16 protein-coding genes, 1 tRNA gene and 1 other RNA gene are annotated in these 17,574 nt (G+C 69.4%); 10 read left to right on the top strand and 8 right to left on the bottom strand.

Annotation, left to right across the window (positions count from 1 at the left end; translation table 11 throughout):
• Window positions 1-13: 13 nt before the first annotated feature.
• From HHAL_RS01235 to proV, 6 genes are all read right to left on the bottom strand, one after another.
• On the bottom strand, window positions 14-1,276 hold the full coding sequence (locus tag HHAL_RS01235) for a HEAT repeat domain-containing protein (RefSeq protein ID WP_041594991.1): 1,263 nt from the start codon (window positions 1,274-1,276) through the stop codon (window positions 14-16).
• Window positions 1,277-1,405: 129 nt separating this feature from the next.
• Window positions 1,406-3,058: a BCCT family transporter gene (locus HHAL_RS01230; protein WP_011813054.1), complete on the bottom strand. Its 1,653-nt coding sequence runs from the start codon at window positions 3,056-3,058 to the stop codon at window positions 1,406-1,408.
• Window positions 3,059-3,302: 244 nt separating this feature from the next.
• Complete coding sequence (locus tag HHAL_RS01225) at window positions 3,303-4,379, bottom strand: hypothetical protein (protein WP_011813053.1); 1,077 nt, start codon at window positions 4,377-4,379, stop codon at window positions 3,303-3,305.
• A 122-nt stretch (window positions 4,380-4,501) separates the two neighbouring features.
• Window positions 4,502-5,362, bottom strand: a complete 861-nt coding sequence (locus tag HHAL_RS01220; protein ID WP_011813052.1) for a glycine betaine ABC transporter substrate-binding protein — start codon at window positions 5,360-5,362, stop codon at window positions 4,502-4,504.
• A gap of 76 nt (window positions 5,363-5,438) precedes the next feature.
• On the bottom strand, window positions 5,439-6,569 hold the full coding sequence (locus HHAL_RS01215; protein ID WP_011813051.1) for an ABC transporter permease: 1,131 nt from the start codon (window positions 6,567-6,569) through the stop codon (window positions 5,439-5,441).
• A 9-nt stretch (window positions 6,570-6,578) separates the two neighbouring features.
• Window positions 6,579-7,778: a glycine betaine/L-proline ABC transporter ATP-binding protein ProV gene (gene proV / locus HHAL_RS01210; RefSeq protein WP_011813050.1), complete on the bottom strand. Its 1,200-nt coding sequence runs from the start codon at window positions 7,776-7,778 to the stop codon at window positions 6,579-6,581.
• Window positions 7,779-8,094: 316 nt separating this feature from the next.
• Here proV and HHAL_RS01205 point away from each other — a divergent pair.
• The 6 genes from HHAL_RS01205 to HHAL_RS01185 all read left to right on the top strand — a co-directional run bounded on the left by HHAL_RS01205 (window position 8,095) and on the right by HHAL_RS01185 (window position 11,324).
• Window positions 8,095-8,182, top strand: a tRNA-Ser gene (locus tag HHAL_RS01205).
• 14 nt (window positions 8,183-8,196) lie between these two features.
• Window positions 8,197-8,294: signal recognition particle sRNA small type (ffs, locus tag HHAL_RS12830), an RNA gene on the top strand.
• 31 nt (window positions 8,295-8,325) lie between these two features.
• Window positions 8,326-9,990: a DNA polymerase III subunit gamma/tau gene (gene dnaX / locus HHAL_RS01200; protein WP_011813049.1), complete on the top strand. Its 1,665-nt coding sequence runs from the start codon at window positions 8,326-8,328 to the stop codon at window positions 9,988-9,990.
• A 24-nt stretch (window positions 9,991-10,014) separates the two neighbouring features.
• Complete coding sequence (locus HHAL_RS01195) at window positions 10,015-10,338, top strand: YbaB/EbfC family nucleoid-associated protein (RefSeq protein WP_011813048.1); 324 nt, start codon at window positions 10,015-10,017, stop codon at window positions 10,336-10,338.
• A gap of 10 nt (window positions 10,339-10,348) precedes the next feature.
• Window positions 10,349-10,954, top strand: coding sequence for a recombination mediator RecR (gene recR / locus HHAL_RS01190; protein WP_011813047.1), 606 nt, complete (start codon window positions 10,349-10,351; stop codon window positions 10,952-10,954).
• A gap of 25 nt (window positions 10,955-10,979) precedes the next feature.
• The gene (locus HHAL_RS01185) at window positions 10,980-11,324 is read left to right on the top strand and encodes a histidine triad nucleotide-binding protein (RefSeq protein WP_011813046.1); all 345 of its coding nucleotides are present in this window, start codon (window positions 10,980-10,982) and stop codon (window positions 11,322-11,324) included.
• Window positions 11,325-11,342: 18 nt separating this feature from the next.
• On the opposite strand, the gene HHAL_RS01180 is transcribed toward HHAL_RS01185, so the two are convergent.
• Entirely contained in the window at window positions 11,343-12,836 is a 1,494-nt protein-coding gene (locus HHAL_RS01180; protein ID WP_011813045.1) for an HDOD domain-containing protein, read from the bottom strand.
• A 135-nt stretch (window positions 12,837-12,971) separates the two neighbouring features.
• Between HHAL_RS01180 and motA the strand changes: the two genes are divergently transcribed.
• Genes motA through HHAL_RS01160 form a run of 4 tightly spaced genes read left to right on the top strand, consistent with a single transcriptional unit; the run spans window position 12,972 to window position 16,348 of the window.
• Window positions 12,972-13,844, top strand: a complete 873-nt coding sequence (motA, locus tag HHAL_RS01175) for a flagellar motor stator protein MotA (RefSeq protein ID WP_011813044.1) — start codon at window positions 12,972-12,974, stop codon at window positions 13,842-13,844.
• 15 nt (window positions 13,845-13,859) lie between these two features.
• Entirely contained in the window at window positions 13,860-14,900 is a 1,041-nt protein-coding gene (locus tag HHAL_RS01170) for a flagellar motor protein MotB (protein ID WP_011813043.1), read from the top strand.
• 59 nt (window positions 14,901-14,959) lie between these two features.
• Entirely contained in the window at window positions 14,960-15,511 is a 552-nt protein-coding gene (gene orn / locus HHAL_RS01165; RefSeq protein ID WP_011813042.1) for an oligoribonuclease, read from the top strand.
• Window positions 15,512-15,529: 18 nt separating this feature from the next.
• The gene (locus HHAL_RS01160; protein WP_011813041.1) at window positions 15,530-16,348 is read left to right on the top strand and encodes a sulfurtransferase; all 819 of its coding nucleotides are present in this window, start codon (window positions 15,530-15,532) and stop codon (window positions 16,346-16,348) included.
• Window positions 16,349-16,367: 19 nt separating this feature from the next.
• On the opposite strand, the gene glcF is transcribed toward HHAL_RS01160, so the two are convergent.
• Window positions 16,368-17,573 carry a glycolate oxidase subunit GlcF gene (glcF, locus tag HHAL_RS01155; RefSeq protein ID WP_011813040.1) on the bottom strand — a complete coding sequence of 402 codons (1,206 nt, stop codon included), beginning with the start codon at window positions 17,571-17,573 and terminating at the stop codon, window positions 16,368-16,370.
• Window position 17,574 lies beyond the last annotated feature (1 nt).

The following is a 17,574-nucleotide window of genomic DNA, read 5'->3' as shown; positions in this document are numbered from 1 at the left end:
CGCGCCGCCGGGCCTAGCCCTGCGGCGGCTCGCCGGCCTCGGCGGGTTCCACCAGCCGCCGGGCCTCGCCGAGGGCCGCGCGGACCCGGTGCAGGTCGCCGGCGGCGATGGCCGCCTCGGCGTCGGCCAGGCTCCGGGCCAGGGCGGGGAGGTCGTGCGGCGCCGAAGGGCGATGCGGCGGGCGCACCCCGGCGCGGACCGGGCGCCGCGGGCGGATCTGCGGCACCCGACGGGCCAGGCGCTGCAGGTGGATGCGGGCGCGGGCCTCATCGGGGTGGTCGCCGGTCAGCTCGGCAACACTGCGGCTGAGGGCCTCCAGGCGCTGCCCCACGGCGCTGGCCGGATCGTCCTCCCCCCGGGTCTCGGCGAGCAGGTTCTCCAGCTGCAGGCGGGTGCGGGTGGCCTCGCCGCCGTGGTTGCGCGGCTGCTGCATCAGGGCCGCCAGGGTGGCCTGGCGGAAGCGCTCGCTCAGCGCCGGGGGGCGTGGTTCCTCCAGCTCCCGCCAGCGCGCCATCAGCGCCCGCCGGCGGGCGTGGTAGCCGGGCCACCAGCCGCCCTCGGCGAGGCCGGTCATGGCGTTGGCCAGCGAGGCAGCGGCGCCGGTGGATGGGGCGGCCGCCTCGTCCTCGCAGGGGGGCGCGGGATCGGCCGCCGGCTCCGGTTCAGCGGTGGTGTCGGTCTCGGGGTCGGCCTCGGGAGTGGTCGGCGCCGGGGCGTGCAGGCGATGCTCGGCGGCGTCGGCCACGTCCGGGGCCAGGCTGCGGGCACGCTCGGCCAGGCGCCGCAGGGTCTGTGGGTCGGAGAGCTGCTGCACGGCGTACAGCCGGGTGGCCGGGTCGTCGTCGTGGAGGGCCACCTCCTGCAGGACCGGGGCCTGGTCCAGATGCTCCAGGGCGGCGCGGCGCACCGCCGGGGTGCGGCCCTGCTGGGCGATATGGGCGGCCACGGTGGGGTCGTCGCAGTGGCGCAGTTCAGTGGCTACCGCCTCCGGCGGTACGTCGCCCACCAGCCGCTGGCGGTAGCGGACCGTGGCGGCGGTGCGCACGCTGGCGTCCGGGTCGTGGCGGCGCAGCCGGCGCAGGGTGGCCAGGTCTCGGCAGCGCTTGGCGGCGGCCTCGCGCACCGGCGGGGCCGGGTCGTCGATCAGGGCGGCCAGCGCCTCGGCGGTCTCCGGGTCGTCGGGGTCGAGATCCATGGCGGCCCGCCGGCGGGTGGCCGGGTCCGGGTGACGCCAGCGCGGGCCGAAGAGTCCGGAGAGCGTTCGCCAGTGGGACATGGGCGGTTGTCGGGCGTGGGTGAGCACTCGATTCTAGCACCCGCGGAGGGCGTGGGCGGGGGGGACGAAAAAGCCCCCGGCACCCACAGGGTACCGGGGGCGGTTGCGGGCGCCCGGAGGCGCCGGGGGTCAGGCCTGTTGGGTCAGCTTGATCAGCCGCCGCTCGTGGCGCAGCCCGATCAGCAGACTCAGGCAGACCAGGAGCAGGACCACGGTGAACGGCAGCCCGGCCGAGACCGCCCCCGCCTGCAGGGCGCTGAGGGCGGCGTCCCCGCCGATGAACAGCAGCACACCGGCGATCAGGCCCTCCATGACCACCCAATAGACGCGCTGGGCGTCCGGGGCGTCGGTCTTGCCGCCGGCGGTGATGCTGTCGATCACCAGCGAGCCGGAGTCCGACGAGGTCACGAAGAAGACCAGCACCAGGAAGACCGCCACCGAGGCGGTGAGCAGGGTCCAGGGCAGCTGCTCCAGCATGTGGAACAGGGCCATGGACTCGTCGGCGCCGATGCCGTCGGCCAGGGCACCGATGCCCTCGATGGCCTGCTGCAGGCCCACGCCGCCGAAGGCGCTCATCCAGAAGATGGTCACCACCGTGGGCACGATCAGCACCGCGGTCATGAACTCGCGCACCGTGCGGCCGCGGGAGACCCGGGCGATGAACATGCCGACGAAGGGCGACCAGCTGATCCACCACGCCCAGTAGAAGGCCGTCCAGCCCTGGAGGAAGGTCTCGTCCTCGCGGCCCACCGGGTTGGAGAGGGCGAAGAAGTCCCCGGCGTAGGCGCTGGTGGTGTGCCAGAGCTGGGTGACGAAGGCGATGGCGCCGCCGGCGATGATGACGAAGAGCATCAGCAGCCCGGCGAGGCTGATGTTGAGGTTGCTGAGCAGCTTGATGCCGCCGTCGATGCCGCGCAGCACCGAGACGAGCGCCGCCACCGTGACGCCGATGATGATCGCCACCTGGGTGCCCAGAGTATCGGGCACGGCCTCGAAGACGTAGCTCAGGCCGCTGGCCGCCTGTTGGGCGCCGAAGCCCAGGGAGGTGGCCAGGCCGAAGATGGTGGCCAGCACCGCCACGGTGTCGATGATGTGGCCCAGCGGCCCCCACACCCGCTCACCCAGGAGGGGGTAGAAGACCGAGCGCACGGTCAGCGGCAGCCCCTTGTTGTAGGTGAAGAAGGCCAGGGCCAGCGCCATGACGCCGTAGATGGCCCACGGGTGCAGGCCCCAGTGGTACATGGTCGCACCCATGGCCGCCTTGGCCGCCTCGTCGGTGCCGCCCTCGATGTTGAACGGCGAGCCGAACCACTCGGTGTAGTAGCCCACCGGCTCGGCCACCGCCCAGAACATCAGGCCGATGCCCATGCCGGCGGCGAAGAGCATGGTGAACCAGGACAGTCGCGAGAAGTCCGGCTTCGCGTCCTGTCCGCCGATGCGGATGCTGCCCAGGGGCAGGACGATCAGCAGCAGGCAGAAGAGGACGAAGATGTTGCCGGCGGTGAGGAAGAACCAGTCGAAGCTGCTGGTGGCCCAGCCGCGGACGCCTTCCAGCGCCTCCTGGGCGGGGGCCGTGAAGATGAGGGTGCCGATGAGGAAGACGAGGATCAGCGCGGAGCTGACGATGAAGACCGGGTTGTGCAGATCCAGCGCCAGCCCGATGGGCTTGATCTCGGTGCTGATGTTCTGATCGCCGATCTCGTGGTCGGTCTCGTAGGCCTGCTCCAGCTCCTCGATCTCCTTCTTCACCTCTTTCGGATCGGTGTTGTTGGGATCGGTCACGGGTCGGGCTCCCTGTGGCTTCAGATCATCCGTACGGCAGGATGCCGCGTTGCGGAGTGTGGGAAAGCTTCCCAAAGGGGGGGTGGAGAGTCAATTCGGTTGAGCAGCTGCGTGTTGAGGGGGCCGAGCCCCATGCGGGGTCGGCCCCCCTCAACACGGCCTCGTACATTGGCCCCCAAACAGCAAGGGCGCGACCGAGGCCGCGCCCTTGCAGTGGCTACATGGCTTCTAGACCCAGAGGGGTTTAGAAGTAGTAGTCCATGGTCAGGTCGATGCTCTGAGAGAACTCATCGTTCGTCTCGACATCTTCATCATCGGTGAGGTTTTCAAGCAGCACCTCGACGTAGATGTTACCCGGGCCGTAGTTGTAGCGACCACCAAGGACCAGGTCGATCTGGTCATCATCTGCTATATCGCTGTCGGGCATACTCATGGAGAGGTCGCTGTAGGTGTACCAGCTGCCTACGTCGGTGCCCACGTTGACCATGGCTTTCTGGCCGGAGCCTTGAGTTACGTCGCCATCGACTTCGTCGAGGTCGTAGTGCACGAACTGCGCGGAGAGGTCCAGGGCGCCAACGGTGCCCTCGGAGTACAGACCGGCCGCGTAGTGGCCCTCGATCTCGTCGGTATCATCTTGGTCGGCCAGCTGACCTGCCTGCACCGAGACACCGTGGCGGAAATCACCCGTGGTGAAACCGAAGTCACCCACCAGGGTGTTCATGACGTGGTAAGTGTCATCGGTTCCCCAGAAAGTCCGCTGCCCGTCGTCAAGCGAGGTGGTCTCGTTGCCGAAGTTCTGGCTCTTGACGAACATGAGGCTCATGTCGAACGGGGTGTTGACCGGGTCGTTATCGAACCGGATACCGACCCCGTCCTGGTCGTCGAAGCCGGCCATGTTGCGGGCGCCCGGCCAGAAGTTAAAACGGCTGTAGGTGAACGGGACCGTGGTCTTACCAATGGTCATGGTCCACTCTTCGCCGTAGTGGCGGCCGATGGCCAGTTCCTTAATGCCGATGACATTGCGGTCTGCTGTGGCTTCAGATCCTTGCTCGCTGATGCCGGAACCCTGGAAACTGCCCTTACCCAACCGGACTTCCGAGTCGAGGAACCAGTCGCCGTGCTCGTGGTTGGCGTAGATGTTGAAGGACTCGAAGTCGAGATCGCCGAAGCGGTCCTCGCTGGCGTCGTCATCAACGTTGTAGTTGTAGTTCACCCACGCCCCGAAGCTCAGGACGTCGTCCAGCGCCAGCGCCGAGGACATCGGCGTGGCCAGGGCGACCGCCGCCCCGGAGAGGACCAGGCTCTTGGTCTTGTTGTTCATGGTGACTCCCTCTATCGCTCTCTATGCGTTATTCGTGATGCGTTTCTTGACGCGCCGCTCAGTGTTGCCCAAACGGCCCGGGCCCGGCAAGGGCCGGGCCCGGCGTGGGGGCCGGAGGGCGCTTAGTTGCGGGCGCACTCCACCCACTGATCGACCAGGTCGGCCTCCGCGTCGAGGAACTGCTCAACAGCCTCCTCGGTGCCTTCCTCGCGACCGAGGTACATGTACTCGTTGAGCAGGTCGATGTCGATCTCGATGCAGCTGGCGAAGCTGGCCACCTCGGGGTGGTCACCCTCGAAGCCCTGACGGGCCATGGCGTGGATCGACTCGGCTCCGCCCAGGCTGCCCTTGGGGTCCTCCAGGTAGGCCAGGTTCCAGGCGCCGAACTTCCAGTGCGGGCTCCAGCCGGTGACCACGATGGCGTCCCCGCGGCGAGCAGCCCGGTTCAGTGCCGCCGTCATTGCGGAGTCCGAGGCCTCGATCAGGTTGTAGTCGAGGTCGTAGTCCTCAATGACGTCGTGGGAGAGGCGGGTGAGGCCGGCGCCCGGGTCGATGCCCTGGATCTGGCCGTCCAGCCGGTCGTGCCACTCCGGATCCTTGAGATCCTCGATGGAGGTCAGGCCCTCGTCGTAGAGGTCCTGCGGCACGATCCACCCCAGGGCGGCGTCGCCGTACAGGACGCCGAGATCGACGATGTCGTCGCCGAACTGCTCGACGTAGTCCTCGTGGGTGGTCGGCTGCCAGGACATCAGCATCAGATCGATGTCGCCCTGGGCCAGGCCCGTGTACTGCGGGGCGATGTCGGTCTGGACGAGCTCGACGTCGGTGTTGAACTCGCTGGTGATGACGTCCTCGGCCATGCGGGTCACGAACTCGGCGTCGGCCCAGGCCGTCCAGCCGATGCGGATCTCGTCGGCGTTGGCCGCGCTGGCCATGCCCACGGTCAGCGCCGCGGTGGCGGCAGCGGTGGTCATGCGTTTCATGGTGTTGCTCCTCTGCTGCTTCCCTTGAAGTCGGCCCGTCGGGCACCCGTCGGGCACCCGCCGGGCGGTTGGGCGCTCAGCCCTGCTGGGGCTGTTGCGCCGGGTCGCGCTTTTGACCGAAGAACCAGCGCAGCAGGGCGCCGTAGTCGCGGCCCTTGCCGCGCTGACGCTCGCCGAAGCTCTGGCTGATGCGGTCGAGCAGGATGGCCAGGAAGACCACGGCCAGACCGCCCTCGAAGCCGAGCCCGACCTGCAGGCGCTGGATGCCGGTGAGCACCGTGCCACCCAGGCCACCGGCGCCGATCATGGAGGCGATCACCACCATGGACAGGGCGAGCATGATGGTCTGGTTGATCCCGGCCATGATCGATGGCGTGGCCAGCGGCAGCTGGATCTTGAACAGCAGCTGCCGCGGCGTGCAGCCGAAGGCCTGGCCGGCCTCCACGTGCTCCTGGCTGACCTGGCGGATGCCCAGGTTGGTCAGGCGCACCGCCGGCGGCATGGCGAAGATCAGCGTGGCGATGGCCCCCGGCACCGTGCCCAGTCCGAAGAAGATCGCCGCCGGGATCAGGTAGACGAACGGCGGCATGGTCTGCATCAGGTCGAGGATGGGGCGGACCACCATCTCCACCCGGTCGTTGCGCGACATGGCGATGCCGATGGGCAGGCCGATGATCAGCGCCGCGATGGAGGAGGCCACCACCAGCGACAGGGTGCGGATGGTCTCCGGCCACAGCTCCATGCTGAAGATCAGCGCCAGGGCGATGATGGCGAAGATGCCGAAGCGCCACCCGACCCGCCAGAAGGACACCGCGATGAGCAGGATCGCCAGCACCCACGGCGGCGGATACCACAAGAGCGCCTGCACGGTCTCGGAAAACAGGCCCATGCCGAACAGCGCCACCGCCACGGCGAGGCTGATCAGTCCGGCCTTGCGGCCCCAGGTGCGCCAGGCGCCGACCACCAGGAAGAAGGCGGCGATCCACAGCGGGTAGAGGAGGAGGAACTCGGTGCTGTCGACCAGAGCGCGGATGGCGCCCTCGATGCCGTCGAGCAGGGGCTCCAGGTTGTCGCTGATCCAGTCGACGCCGTCCTCGATCCAGTCGCCGATGGTGATGTTGTCCAGGATGTTCTCACTGAACCACTCGGCCGCCTGGTCCAGCGGGCCGATGGTTTCGTGTTCCTCGAGATCCGGTTGATCTTGCATGTCTGTCCCTTACGCCTGTTGGGTGCGATCCAGGGTGAGCAGCAGCTGGCTGCGCGAGAGGGTGCCGACGTAGTGCCCGTCGTCATCCACCACGACCAGCGGGTACTCGCTCTCGGCCGACGGCCCGAGCACGTCGGAGATTGCCGTGTCGGCCGGGATGGTCTGCACGCCACTGAGGAAGGCGTCGCCGTATTCGGTGCTGCCGCCGCTGCGGATGGCGTCGGTCAGGCTGTCGATGGAGACCAGGCCCTGGAAGCGGCGACTGCGGTCGATGACCACGCCGATGTCGCTGGCGTAGTGCTTGAGCCGCTCGAGTGCGGTGCGCACGTCCACGCCGGGGCGCTGGATGACGGTGACCCGGCGGCGCTCGGCGATGTCGCCGGCGTTGTAGACCTGGCTGACGTCGACGCCGTAGAAGAAGGAGCGCACGTACTCGTTGGCCGGGTTGGAGACGATCTCCTCCGGCGTGCCGATCTGCACCACCTGGCCGCCCTCCATGATGGCGATGCGATCGCCGATGCGCATGGCCTCGTCCAGGTCGTGGGAGATGAAGATGACGGTGCGGCTCTGCTCCTGCTGCAGGCGGATGAGCTCATCCTGCATCTCGGTACGGATCAGTGGGTCGAGGGCCGAGAAGGCCTCGTCCATGAGCAGAATGGTTGGATCCGTCGCCAGGGCGCGGGCCAGCCCCACGCGCTGTTTCATGCCGCCGGAGAGCTCGTCCGGGAAGCTGTCGGCGTTGGCCGCCAGGCCCACAGCCTCCAGGGCCTTGAGCGCCTTCTCGCGCCGCTCCGTCGCGCCGTGGCCGGAGACGTCGAGGCCGAAGGCGGCGTTCTCGGCAACGGTCTTGTGCGGGAGCAGGGCGAAGGACTGGAACACCATGGACATGTCGCGGCGGCGCATGTCGATGAGCTCCTGCTGGCTCATCTGCATGATGTCCTGGCCGTCGAGGTAGATGTGGCCGTAGGTCGGGTCGATGAGGCGGTTGAACATCCGCACCATGGTCGATTTGCCGGAACCCGACAGGCCCATGATGACGAAGACTTCGCCCTCGTGGATGGTGAAACTCGCTTCCCGCACACCGACGGTATTGCCGGTGCGCTGGAAGATCGCGTCCTTGTCATAGCCCTGTTTCAGCAGCTCCATGGCCCGTTCGGGTTTCGGGCCGAAAATCTTGTAGAGGTCTTCTACGACGAGTTTTTCGGTCATGCTGATCCGTCGGTTTGAATGGAGCGTGGTGCAGTTTATTTTCGGGGTGAGCGCGCCGCGGCCACTGGGGGATCAGTAGCTTGAATGGAGCCCGGGCCGGGCAGCGGCTGAATGGAAGCGGACGCCTGTGCGTCGCCTATTCGCTTGGTCATGCTTTTCAACTAGAACATGTCCGGTGCGCCCGGCGCAAGATCAGCATGTTAAAAAGCCTTGCCGGCCGTCCGGGAGGACGGGCCGATCGCCCGGCGGCGTTTGCGTCGTTCCGCGCTTTGCCTTATGCTCTTGCGCTCCAATCGTCACGGCGATTGGCGACTCAGGAGAGGTGTCCGAGCGGTCGAAGGAGCGCGCCTGGAAAGCGCGTGTACTGAAAGGTACCGAGGGTTCGAATCCCTCCCTCTCCGCCAGGCGATGGTGGCTGCACCGGTCCCCCCGCGACGAGTCGCTGTGAACCCCGTCAGGCCCGGAAGGGAGCAGCGGCAGCAGCGATCCTCGGGCGCCGGGGTGTGGCTGGTGTGGCTGCCTCCACCCAACCGGAGCCGCCGTCGGCATGACCTACCAAGCCCTTGCGCGCAAGTGGCGGCCCCGCCGCTTCGAAGACGTGGCCGGCCAGGAGCACGTCCTGCGCGCGCTGGCCAACGCCCTGGCCGACGGCCGTCTGCACCACGCCTACCTGTTCAGCGGCACCCGCGGGGTCGGCAAGACGACCGTGGCGCGCATCCTCGCCAAGTGCCTCAACTGCGAGCACGGCATCACCGCCGAACCGTGCGGTACCTGCGACAGCTGCCGCGAGCTGGACGCCGGGCGCTTCGTTGATCTGATCGAGGTCGACGCCGCCTCGCGCACCAAGGTGGAGGACACCCGCGAGCTGCTGGATAACGTCCAGTACGCCCCGACCCGCGGGCGGTTCAAGATCTACCTCATCGACGAGGTCCACATGCTCTCCAGCCACAGCTTCAACGCGCTGTTGAAGACGCTGGAGGAGCCGCCGGACCACGTGAAGTTCCTGCTGGCCACCACGGACCCGCAGAAGCTGCCGGTGACGGTGCTCTCACGCTGCCTGCAGTTCCACCTGCGCCGGCTCTCCAGCACCCTGATCCGCGATCGGCTGCTGGCTCTGGCCGAGGAGGAGGGGGTGACGGTGGACGCCGGCGCCGCGGCGCGGCTGGCCCGGGCCGCCGACGGCAGCCTGCGCGACGCCCTGAGCCTGCTCGATCAGGCCCTCGCCTTCGGTGAGGGGGCGGCCCGGGACGACGAGGTGGCGGCGATGCTCGGCGCCATCGAGCGCCGCCACGTGCTGGAGGTGCTCACCGCCCTGGCCGACGGCGACGGCGCGGCGCTGGTGACGGCGGCGCGGCACATGGCCGAGGTGGCGGCGGATTTTGACGAGGCGCTGGCCGAGCTGGTGGCCACCGTCCACAGCCTGGCCCTGGCGCAGCAGGTGCCGTCGGCCATCGGCGACGACGAGCCCGAGCGCGATCGGCTGCTGGCCCTGGCCGAGCGCATCGATGCCGAGGATCTGCAGCTCTACTACCAGATCGGCGTCAACGCCCGCCGCGATCTGCCCTACGCACCGGATCCGGCCACCGGCTTCGAGATGGCCCTGCTGCGCATGCACGCCTTCCGCCCGGCGGAGGGCGCGCCCCGGGTGGCGGCGCCGACGGACGGCGGCCGCTCGGGGACGGATGGCGGCGCCCCGGTGGCCGGCGGGGGCGGTGCCCAGGCCGGTGGCGGGCCCGCGGCGAACGCCTCGGCCGGCGTGGCGCCCCCCGAGCCGGCCGCGCCACCCCCGGGCGAGGCCGTGGGTGCGGAGGGCGCGACCGATGAGGACGCGGTGGCCCGCTGGACGCAGATCGTCGGTGGGCTGAGTGGCCCGCTGCGCATGATCGCCGCCCACTGCGAGTGGGTCGGCCGCGAGGGGGCGCGTGTTATCCTGCGCCTGGACGAGAGTCACGAATACCTGAACAACGCCGAGCGGCGTGAGCGGCTGCAGACGGCCCTCGGCGAGGCCTTCGGTGAGACGATCACCCTGCAGATCGACATCGGCCCCACCCGGTGGACGCCGGCGATGGCCGAGCGGCAGCAGGCGCAGGAGCGTCAGGCCGAAGCCGAACAGGCCCTGGCCGGGGACCCGGCGTTGCAGGGGCTGTGCGAGGCCTTCGACGGCCAGCTCCACGGCGTGCGGCCGGCGGACGGCGAAGGCAACCATCCGTAGCGACAAGGATCGAGGTAGAAGGCGATGAAGGGCGGACTCGGCAACATCATGAAGCAGGCCCAGAAGATGCAGGAGGACATGCAGAAGGCCCAGGAGGAGATCGCCGCCATGGAGGTCAGCGGCGAGGCCGGGGCCGGCATGGTCAAGGTAACGATGACCGGGCGCAACGAGGTGCGCAAGGTGGAGATCGACCCCTCGCTGTTCGAGGACGACCGCGAGATGGTCGAGGACCTGGTGGCGGCGGCGGTCAACGACGCCGTGCAGAAGGTCCAGCGCGAGAGCCAGGAGCGCATGTCGGGCATGGCCGAGGGCATGGGCCTGCCCCCGGGGATGAAGCTGCCGTTCTGAGCGGCAGCCGATGAGCGTCTACTCGCCGCGGCTGCGCGAGCTGGTTGAGGGGCTGCGCCGGCTGCCCGGGGTGGGCGCCAAGACGGCGCAGCGCATGGCGCTGCACCTGCTCCAGCGCGACCGGGACGGCGCCCGGCAGCTGGCCGACGCCCTGCAGCGGGCGGTGGACGGGGTGGGGCACTGCCCCGAGTGCGGCCTGCTCACGGAGGAAGAGCGCTGCGGGCTGTGCGCCAGTCCGCAGCGCCGCCGGACGCTGCTGTGCGTGGTGGAGAGCAGCGCCGACGTCTTCGCCCTCGAGCAGGCCACGGACTTCCAGGGGCTGTACTTCGTCCTCGGCGGGGCGCTGTCGCCCCTGGACGGCATCGGCCCGGAGGAGCTGGGGCTGGACCGGCTGCAGCAGCGGTTGGAGGCCGGTGAGGTCGAGGAGATCATCCTCGCTACCAACCCCACCATTGAGGGCGAGGCCACCGCCCACTACGTCCAGAGCCTGGCCGCCGAGCGCGGGGTGCGCACCACGCGGATCGCCCACGGGGTGCCGATGGGCGGCGCCCTCGAGCAGGTGGACCAGGGCACCCTCTCCCACGCCTTCATGGGGCGGCGGGACTACGAGGGCTGAGCATCGGCCGGAAAAGGAGACACCGATGACCGACTGTATCTTCTGCAAGATCGTCGCCGGCGAACTGCCGTCGGAGATCGTCCACAGCGGCGAGCAGGTGATCGCCTTCCGCGATCTCCACCCCCAGGCGCCGACCCATATCCTGATCATCCCGCGGCGCCACGTGCCCACGCTGCACGACCTGACCGCCGCCGACGGCGAGCTGCTCAACGAGATGTTCACCGTGGCGCGCACCCTGGCCGAGCAGGAGGGCCTGGGCGAGCGCGGCTATCGCACGGTCTTTAATTGTAAGGACGAGGGCGGGCAGGAGGTCCACCACTTGCACCTCCACCTGATCGGTGGTCGGCAGATGACCTGGCCGCCGGGCTGACCGGCGCGGCCGCGGCGGTTACAGCTCGGCGAGCCGCTGGCCGCCAAGGGCGCAGAGCCGCCGGAAGGCCTTGAAACTCGCCTCGTCGAGGGCGTTGTCGATGCGGTGGCGGTCGGCGTAGACCATCCCCTGGGGCTGGCCGCCGGCGAAGATTGCGGCCAGGAAGGCCGAGCGGCCGTCGGCGAGGGCGTGCAGGGCGGGGGGGATCCGGTGCTGGACGCGCTGGTAGCGCTGCGGCGTCAGCCACACCGCCGCCGGCTTCGCCATCAGTTCCTGCAGGAGCGAGGGGCGGGCGAGGTCCACCCGGAAGCGGTGGAAGTTCGGATCGCCGGCGGCGCCGAGGACGTACCGTCCGGCCAGGGTTTCGCCGTCGGGGAGCATCTGGGCGTAGAGCACCCGGCTCAGGCCGAGGCCTTCGTAGAGCCCGGTGACCACCAGGTTGAGGATGCAATCGCGGGGCGTGACCCGCCCCTGCCGGCGGCGCATCTGCGCCTCGGAGCGGGCGTAATCCTGCGTCTCGAGCTCGCTGCGCACCCGCTCGAACACCGCGCGGCGGGGGGCGAGGCAGACGCCGCCCTTGGCGGTGCCGTCGGAGAGGTAGGGGTTGTCCGAGGTCTCGCTGATCGGCGCGCGGGCCTCGCCGTCTTCCTCGCCCTCGGTGAGCAGCGGGGCGAAGGTCACGGGCTTCCAGGGCAGCAGCGCGGCGGCCTCGGCAGCGCCGGCGGAGATCTCGGCCTGGGTGGCCTCGTGGTCGAGCTCCAGCAGCTCCGAGAGGGCGTCGAGCAGGGGCGGCATCTCCGGGTGGCGCCAGCCCTGGCGGGCCAGGGCGGCCAGGCGCGAGGCCAGACCCACCGCCCAGCTGCGCGGCGAACGGGTGTCGGCGGCCAGCGCCTCGCTGGATTCGGCCACCAGGCCGGGTAGTTGCCACTGCTGGGCCAGGGCCAGGTTGAGCTCGCCCAGGGAGAAACCGAGGGCGACGTACTCGGCCTCCGAGGCGTAGGCCGGCTCCGGGGCCATCTCGTGGATGGTGCGCATTACCTGCCCGTCGTCGTGGCTCCACATGACCAACTCGGCGGTGTGGCGCAGGAGGGCGGCGGTGTAGACCTCGTTGGGGAGTAGGTCGGCCAGCTGCCACGCCCAGCGCCGGGCCTGGCAGGCGGCGTGGATGGCCCGCTCGCAGGTGAACAGGTAGCCGCGGTAGTTGGCCCGGGTCAGGGCCTGCTCGGCCTGGGGCAGGCCGTCGGCCACTGCGCGGATGTTGCGCACCCCGCGCAGCAGCACGGCTTCTTCCATGCTGTGCACGCCCGAGTCGAGGTGGCGCGAGGCGTGGGTGTTGACGTCGTGGATCAGCCCCAGGACCAGGGCCGGGTCCACATAGATCTGTGCGGCCAGGTCGCGGGGCGGCAGTTCGTAATCCAGTGTGTGCCGGGGCAGGCGCGGTAGCCGCGGCCCGCCGATGGCCGCGACCCAGTCCTCCAGCCGCTGCCGGGGGTGTTCAAAGACTTTGTCCATGGCGCCATTGTAGGGCCCTTGGGCGAGTCCGGGAATGGACGAACGTCGAAAGGCGCTGCCCTGGCAAGGTTGATCGGTTAGACTGGCCTCGTCGCTTCTTCAAGCCAGCAGCCACAGGGGGGCAGGCAGGCACACATGCTGGTTATTATTGGCGCCGCCATCGCGTTCTTCTCGGTGATCGTCGGCTATGCCGCCCACGGCGGCCCGCTGGCCATCCTCTGGCAGCCCTACGAGTTCCTGATCATCTTCGGTGCGGCCATCGGCGGTTTCATGATCGCCAACCCCATGAAGGTGATCAAACGCGTCCTGAGCACCGTCCCCAAGATCCCCGGCGGCTCGCCCTACGGGCGCGAGCACTACATGGATCTGCTGGCGCTGCTCTACGAGATCTTTCAGCGCGCCCAGCGGGACGGGCTGCTGTCCATCGAGGATGACGTAGACAACCCCCACGAGAGCGAGCTGTTCAAGTCCTACCCGCGCATCCTCAATGACCACGTCGCCCTGGAGTTCCTCTGCGACTATCTCCGTCTCATGGTGGGGGGCAACATGAACCCCTTCGAGATGGAGAACCTCATGGACGTGGAGATCGAGACTCACCACAAAGAGGCGGCGCAGCCGGCGGCGGCGGTGAACAAGGTGGCCGACGCCATGCCCGGTTTCGGCATCATCGCCGCGCTGCTCGGCGTCGTCATTGCCCTCGGCTCCCTGGACGAGGACGTCATGACCATCGGCGGACTGGTGGCCTCGGCGCTGGTCGGGACGTTCACCGGCATCTTCGCCGGCTACGCCTTCGTCGGGCCGTTGGGGCAGGCCATGGACAATCGCGCTGCGGAGCAGACCAAGTTCCTGGAGACCATCAAGCTCACGCTGCTGGCGGTGCTCAACGGCTACAAGCCGGTGGTGGCGGTGGAGTTCGGCCGCAAGGCCATGTACGAGGCGGAGCGACCGACCTTCTTCGAGCTCGAGGAGCACGTGAAGATGCAGGCCGCCCGCAGTCAGGACGCATAAGGGCAGCCGCGCCCCATGGTCGAGGAGAACAAGACCCGCCCGGTCGTCATCAAGAAGGTGGCGAAGCACGGCGACGATCACCACGGTGGCTCGTGGAAGATCGCCTTCGCTGACTTCATGACGGCGATGTTCGCCATCTTCCTGGTCCTGTGGCTGCTGCTCGCCCTGGATGACGATCAGCGCCAGGGCATCGGGCAGTACTTCCGCGACCCGCAGGCGGCGCATCCGCCCGCCTCGCGGGATATCATCGACTTTGAGGGCGAGCGCCGCGCTCCCATTGATCTCAGCGGGCTGCCCATGGGTCAGGGCGGTTTTATCCCCACCGAAGAGATGCAGGAGCTGGCCGAGCAGTTCCAGGACGCCGTGCTTGACGACCCGGACCTGGCCGAGTACGCCGATCAGATCCTGCTGGAGATCACCGACGACGGGCTGCGCATCCAGCTTGTCGACCACGACGGGCGGCCGATGTTCGAGCTCGGCAGCGCCGACCCCAGGGAGCATACCGAGGAGATCCTCCGCGCCCTGGCCCGGGTGCTGGAGGATGTGCCGAATCCGGTCTCGCTCTCCGGCCACACCGACGCCCGACCCTTCGCCCGCGACGATTACGACAACTGGTCGCTGTCCACCGATCGGGCCAACGCGGCCCGGCTGACCCTGCTCGACGGCGGGTTGCCCGCCGAGCGCATCGGTCAGGTGGTCGGCTATGCCGATACCGTACCCTTCGACCCGGACGACCCCCGCGCCGATATCAATCGCCGGATCTCCGTGGTGCTGCTCAGCCGCGAGGCGGTGCAGGGCATCGCCGAGCGCGAGCGGCGCATCGACCCCGATGAGCAGACTCTCGACGCCCTGCCGCGCCGTCCGCGGGAGCTGCTCACCCCGGAGGAGCGGCGGATCGAGGAGGGGCTCGATGAGGTCGAGGAGACCGTCCCCGAGACCGGGGACGAGGCGCCGGAGGCCGACGACGCGGCCGAGGAAGCGCCGGACGACGACGAGGCGGCCCCGGAGGTGGAGATGCCCGACCTGGAGCCGCCGGCCGAGCCGGAGACCTGGTAACGCCTGGGGGCCGGCGCGGTGCTAGACTGAATCACTCACGCGCAGGCAAGAGCAAACGTATGGGTTTCTCCGAATGGAATCTGATCTGGATCGATCTCGAGATGACCGGTCTGGATCCGAGTCGCGACCGGATCATCGAGATTGCAGTGGTGGTTACCGACAGTAACCTCGACACCCTCGCCGAGGGGCCGGTATTGGCCATCCACCAGGATCGATCCCTGCTCGACAGCATGGACGAGTGGAACACCCGGCAGCATGGCCGTTCCGGCCTGACCGAGCGGGTGCGGGCGAGCACGGTCACCGAGGCCGAGGCCGAGGCGCAGGTGCTGGCCTTCCTCAAGCAGTACGTGCCGGCGCGCACCTCGCCGATGTGCGGCAACAGCATCTGCCAGGATCGTCGCTTCCTGGCGCGCTGGATGCCGGATCTGGAGGCCTATTTCCACTACCGGCATATCGACGTCAGCACGCTCAAGGAGCTGGCCCGGCGCTGGTCCCCGGAGGTGGCGGAAGGGGTGCGTAAATCCGGCAACCACCTGGCCCTGGACGACATCCGTGACTCGATCCATGAACTCCGCCATTACCGGCGCGAGTTCCTGCGCATGCCGGCCTGACGCCGGCGGGAGGGGAGCATGCTGCTGCTCGAGCCGGGCGATCTGCAGGTCCTGCAGGAGCGCGAAGCCGTGCTGGTGGTGGATATCGGGGACGACGACGGTCGTTACCGGCAGACCCACATCCCCGGGGCGGTGCATCTGCCCTACGGCCACCTGACCCGCGCCGATCCGCCGGTGATGGGGCTGGTGCCCGACACCACGGCCCTGGCCGAGCGGCTCGGTGCGGTGGGGATCGATGATGGCGTCACGGTGATCGCCTACGACTCCGACGGCGGCGGGCGGGCGAGCCGCCTGCTTTGGACGCTGGACCTGCTCGGCCATCCGCGCCACGGGCTGCTCAACGGCGGGCTGCAGGGCTGGCTGGCCGAGGAGGGGCCGGTGGAAGGTGGGCAGGTGACCCCGGCGCCCCGCGCCTATCCGGCCCAGGTCCGCCACCCCGAGTGCCTGGTGGACCGCGACTGGGTGCGGGACCACCTGGACGATCCGGGGGTGACGTTCCTCGACGCCCGCTCGCGGGGCGAGTACACCGGTACCGATGTCCGCGCCCGGCGCGGTGGTCATATCCCGGGGGCGGTGCATCTGGACTGGCAGGCGCTGATGGACCCCGAGGATCCGCCCCTGCTGCGCCCGGCGCCGCAGGTCCAGGAGCTGCTCCGGGAGCGGGGCATCGACGACCCGGAGCAGGAGGTGGTGGTCCACTGCCAGACCCACCACCGCTCGTCGCTGACCTACGTGGTCCTGCGCGCCCTGGGCTACCAGCGGGTCCGGGCCTACGCCGGATCCTGGTCGGAGTGGGGGAACGACCCGCAGCTGCCGGTCCGCGAGGGCGCCGAGTAGCACGCTCCCGGGGCGGCGATCAGTCCGCCTCAAGGAACTCCACGTAGTGGCAGACCGGCACCGGGCTCTTGGCGGCCAGGTGGGCCAGGCAGCCGATGTTGGCGGTGGCGATGGCCTCCGGGCTGCCGGCGGTTAGGGCGGCGAGGCGCTGCTCGCGCAGCTGCCTGGCCATCTTCGGCTGCAGCACCGAGTAGGTGCCTGCCGAGCCGCAGCACAGGTGGGTGTCGGTCACCGGTGTCAGCTCGAAGCCGACGCGTTGTAGCAACGCCTCCACCCGACCGGCCAGACGCTGGCCGTGCTGCAGTGAGCACGGGCTGTGGAAGGCGATGCGCCGCGGCATCCCCGTGGCCGGTCGCAGCCGTTCGGCTTCGGCCTCCAGCAGCTCCACGGGGTCGATGGCCCGCTCCGCCACCTGCCGGGCGCGCTCGGCATAATCCGGGTCGTCGCGCAGGTGGTAGCCGTACTCCTTGACCAGGGCGCCGCAGCCGCTGGCATTGACCACCACCGCCTCGGCGCCGTCGGCCAGGGCCGGGTACCAGGCGTCGATGTTGGCGCGCATGCGCGCACGCGCGCGCGCGGGCTCAGCCAGGTGCTGGTCGAGGGCACCGCAGCACCCCTCCCGGGTGGGAACCGTCTCGATGCCCAGCTGATCGAGCAGCGCCGCGGTGCTCGGGTTGATCTCGGGGGCGATGCCGGGCTGAACACACCCCTTGAGCACCACCACGCGGCGTGGGTGGGTGCGGGGTATCGGCCAGGCGCGGGCGGGGCGGCGTGCCGGGATCTTCTCGGCCAGGACCGCGGGCAGCAGCGGGCGCAGCAGCTGGCCGGCACGCAGGGCGGCGCCGAAGAGCCGGGGGCGGGGGACGATCCGCTTGAGGCCCCAGCGTACTGGGCTCGGCAGCCGGCCGGTCTCCTCCTCGACCAGCTCGCGCCCCAGGTCGAGGAGCTTGCCGTACTCCACCCCGGAGGGGCAGGTGGTCTCGCAGGCCCGGCAGGTCAGGCAGCGGTCCAGGTGGTGCTGGGTGCGCGGCCCGGGGGTCTGGCCCTCGAGGACCTGCTTGATCAGGTAGATGCGCCCCCGCGGGCTGTCCAGCTCATCCCCCTGGAGCTGGTAGGTGGGGCAGGTGGCCAGGCAGAAGCCGCAGTGGGTGCACTTGCGCAGGATCTCTTCGGCGTCGCGACCGGCCGGGGTGTCGCGGTGGTTTCGTTGGATCCGTGTCTCCATG

This window comes from Halorhodospira halophila SL1 (genome assembly GCF_000015585.1).
Lineage (GTDB): Bacteria > Pseudomonadota > Gammaproteobacteria > Nitrococcales > Halorhodospiraceae > Halorhodospira > Halorhodospira halophila.
This window is presented reverse-complemented; position numbering and strand designations above follow the sequence as displayed.

Bases quoted from the DNA above. Each gene is read 5' to 3' on its own strand.
- HHAL_RS01235 (WP_041594991.1), bottom strand. From the start codon at position 1,276: ATGTCCCACTGGCGAACGCTCTCCGGACTCTTCGGCCCGCGCTGGCGT.
- HHAL_RS01225 (WP_011813053.1), bottom strand. From the start codon at position 4,379: ATGAACAACAAGACCAAGAGCCTGGTCCTCTCCGGGGCGGCGGTCGCC.
- HHAL_RS01220 (WP_011813052.1), bottom strand. From the start codon at position 5,362: ATGAAACGCATGACCACCGCTGCCGCCACCGCGGCGCTGACCGTGGGC.
- HHAL_RS01215 (WP_011813051.1), bottom strand. From the start codon at position 6,569: ATGCAAGATCAACCGGATCTCGAGGAACACGAAACCATCGGCCCGCTG.
- proV (WP_011813050.1), bottom strand. From the start codon at position 7,778: ATGACCGAAAAACTCGTCGTAGAAGACCTCTACAAGATTTTCGGCCCG.
- dnaX (WP_011813049.1), top strand. From the start codon at position 8,326: ATGACCTACCAAGCCCTTGCGCGCAAGTGGCGGCCCCGCCGCTTCGAA.
- HHAL_RS01195 (WP_011813048.1), top strand. From the start codon at position 10,015: ATGAAGGGCGGACTCGGCAACATCATGAAGCAGGCCCAGAAGATGCAG.
- recR (WP_011813047.1), top strand. From the start codon at position 10,349: ATGAGCGTCTACTCGCCGCGGCTGCGCGAGCTGGTTGAGGGGCTGCGC.
- HHAL_RS01185 (WP_011813046.1), top strand. From the start codon at position 10,980: ATGACCGACTGTATCTTCTGCAAGATCGTCGCCGGCGAACTGCCGTCG.
- HHAL_RS01180 (WP_011813045.1), bottom strand. From the start codon at position 12,836: ATGGACAAAGTCTTTGAACACCCCCGGCAGCGGCTGGAGGACTGGGTC.
- motA (WP_011813044.1), top strand. From the start codon at position 12,972: ATGCTGGTTATTATTGGCGCCGCCATCGCGTTCTTCTCGGTGATCGTC.
- HHAL_RS01170 (WP_011813043.1), top strand. From the start codon at position 13,860: ATGGTCGAGGAGAACAAGACCCGCCCGGTCGTCATCAAGAAGGTGGCG.
- orn (WP_011813042.1), top strand. From the start codon at position 14,960: ATGGGTTTCTCCGAATGGAATCTGATCTGGATCGATCTCGAGATGACC.
- HHAL_RS01160 (WP_011813041.1), top strand. From the start codon at position 15,530: ATGCTGCTGCTCGAGCCGGGCGATCTGCAGGTCCTGCAGGAGCGCGAA.
- glcF (WP_011813040.1), bottom strand. From the start codon at position 17,573: ATGGAGACACGGATCCAACGAAACCACCGCGACACCCCGGCCGGTCGC.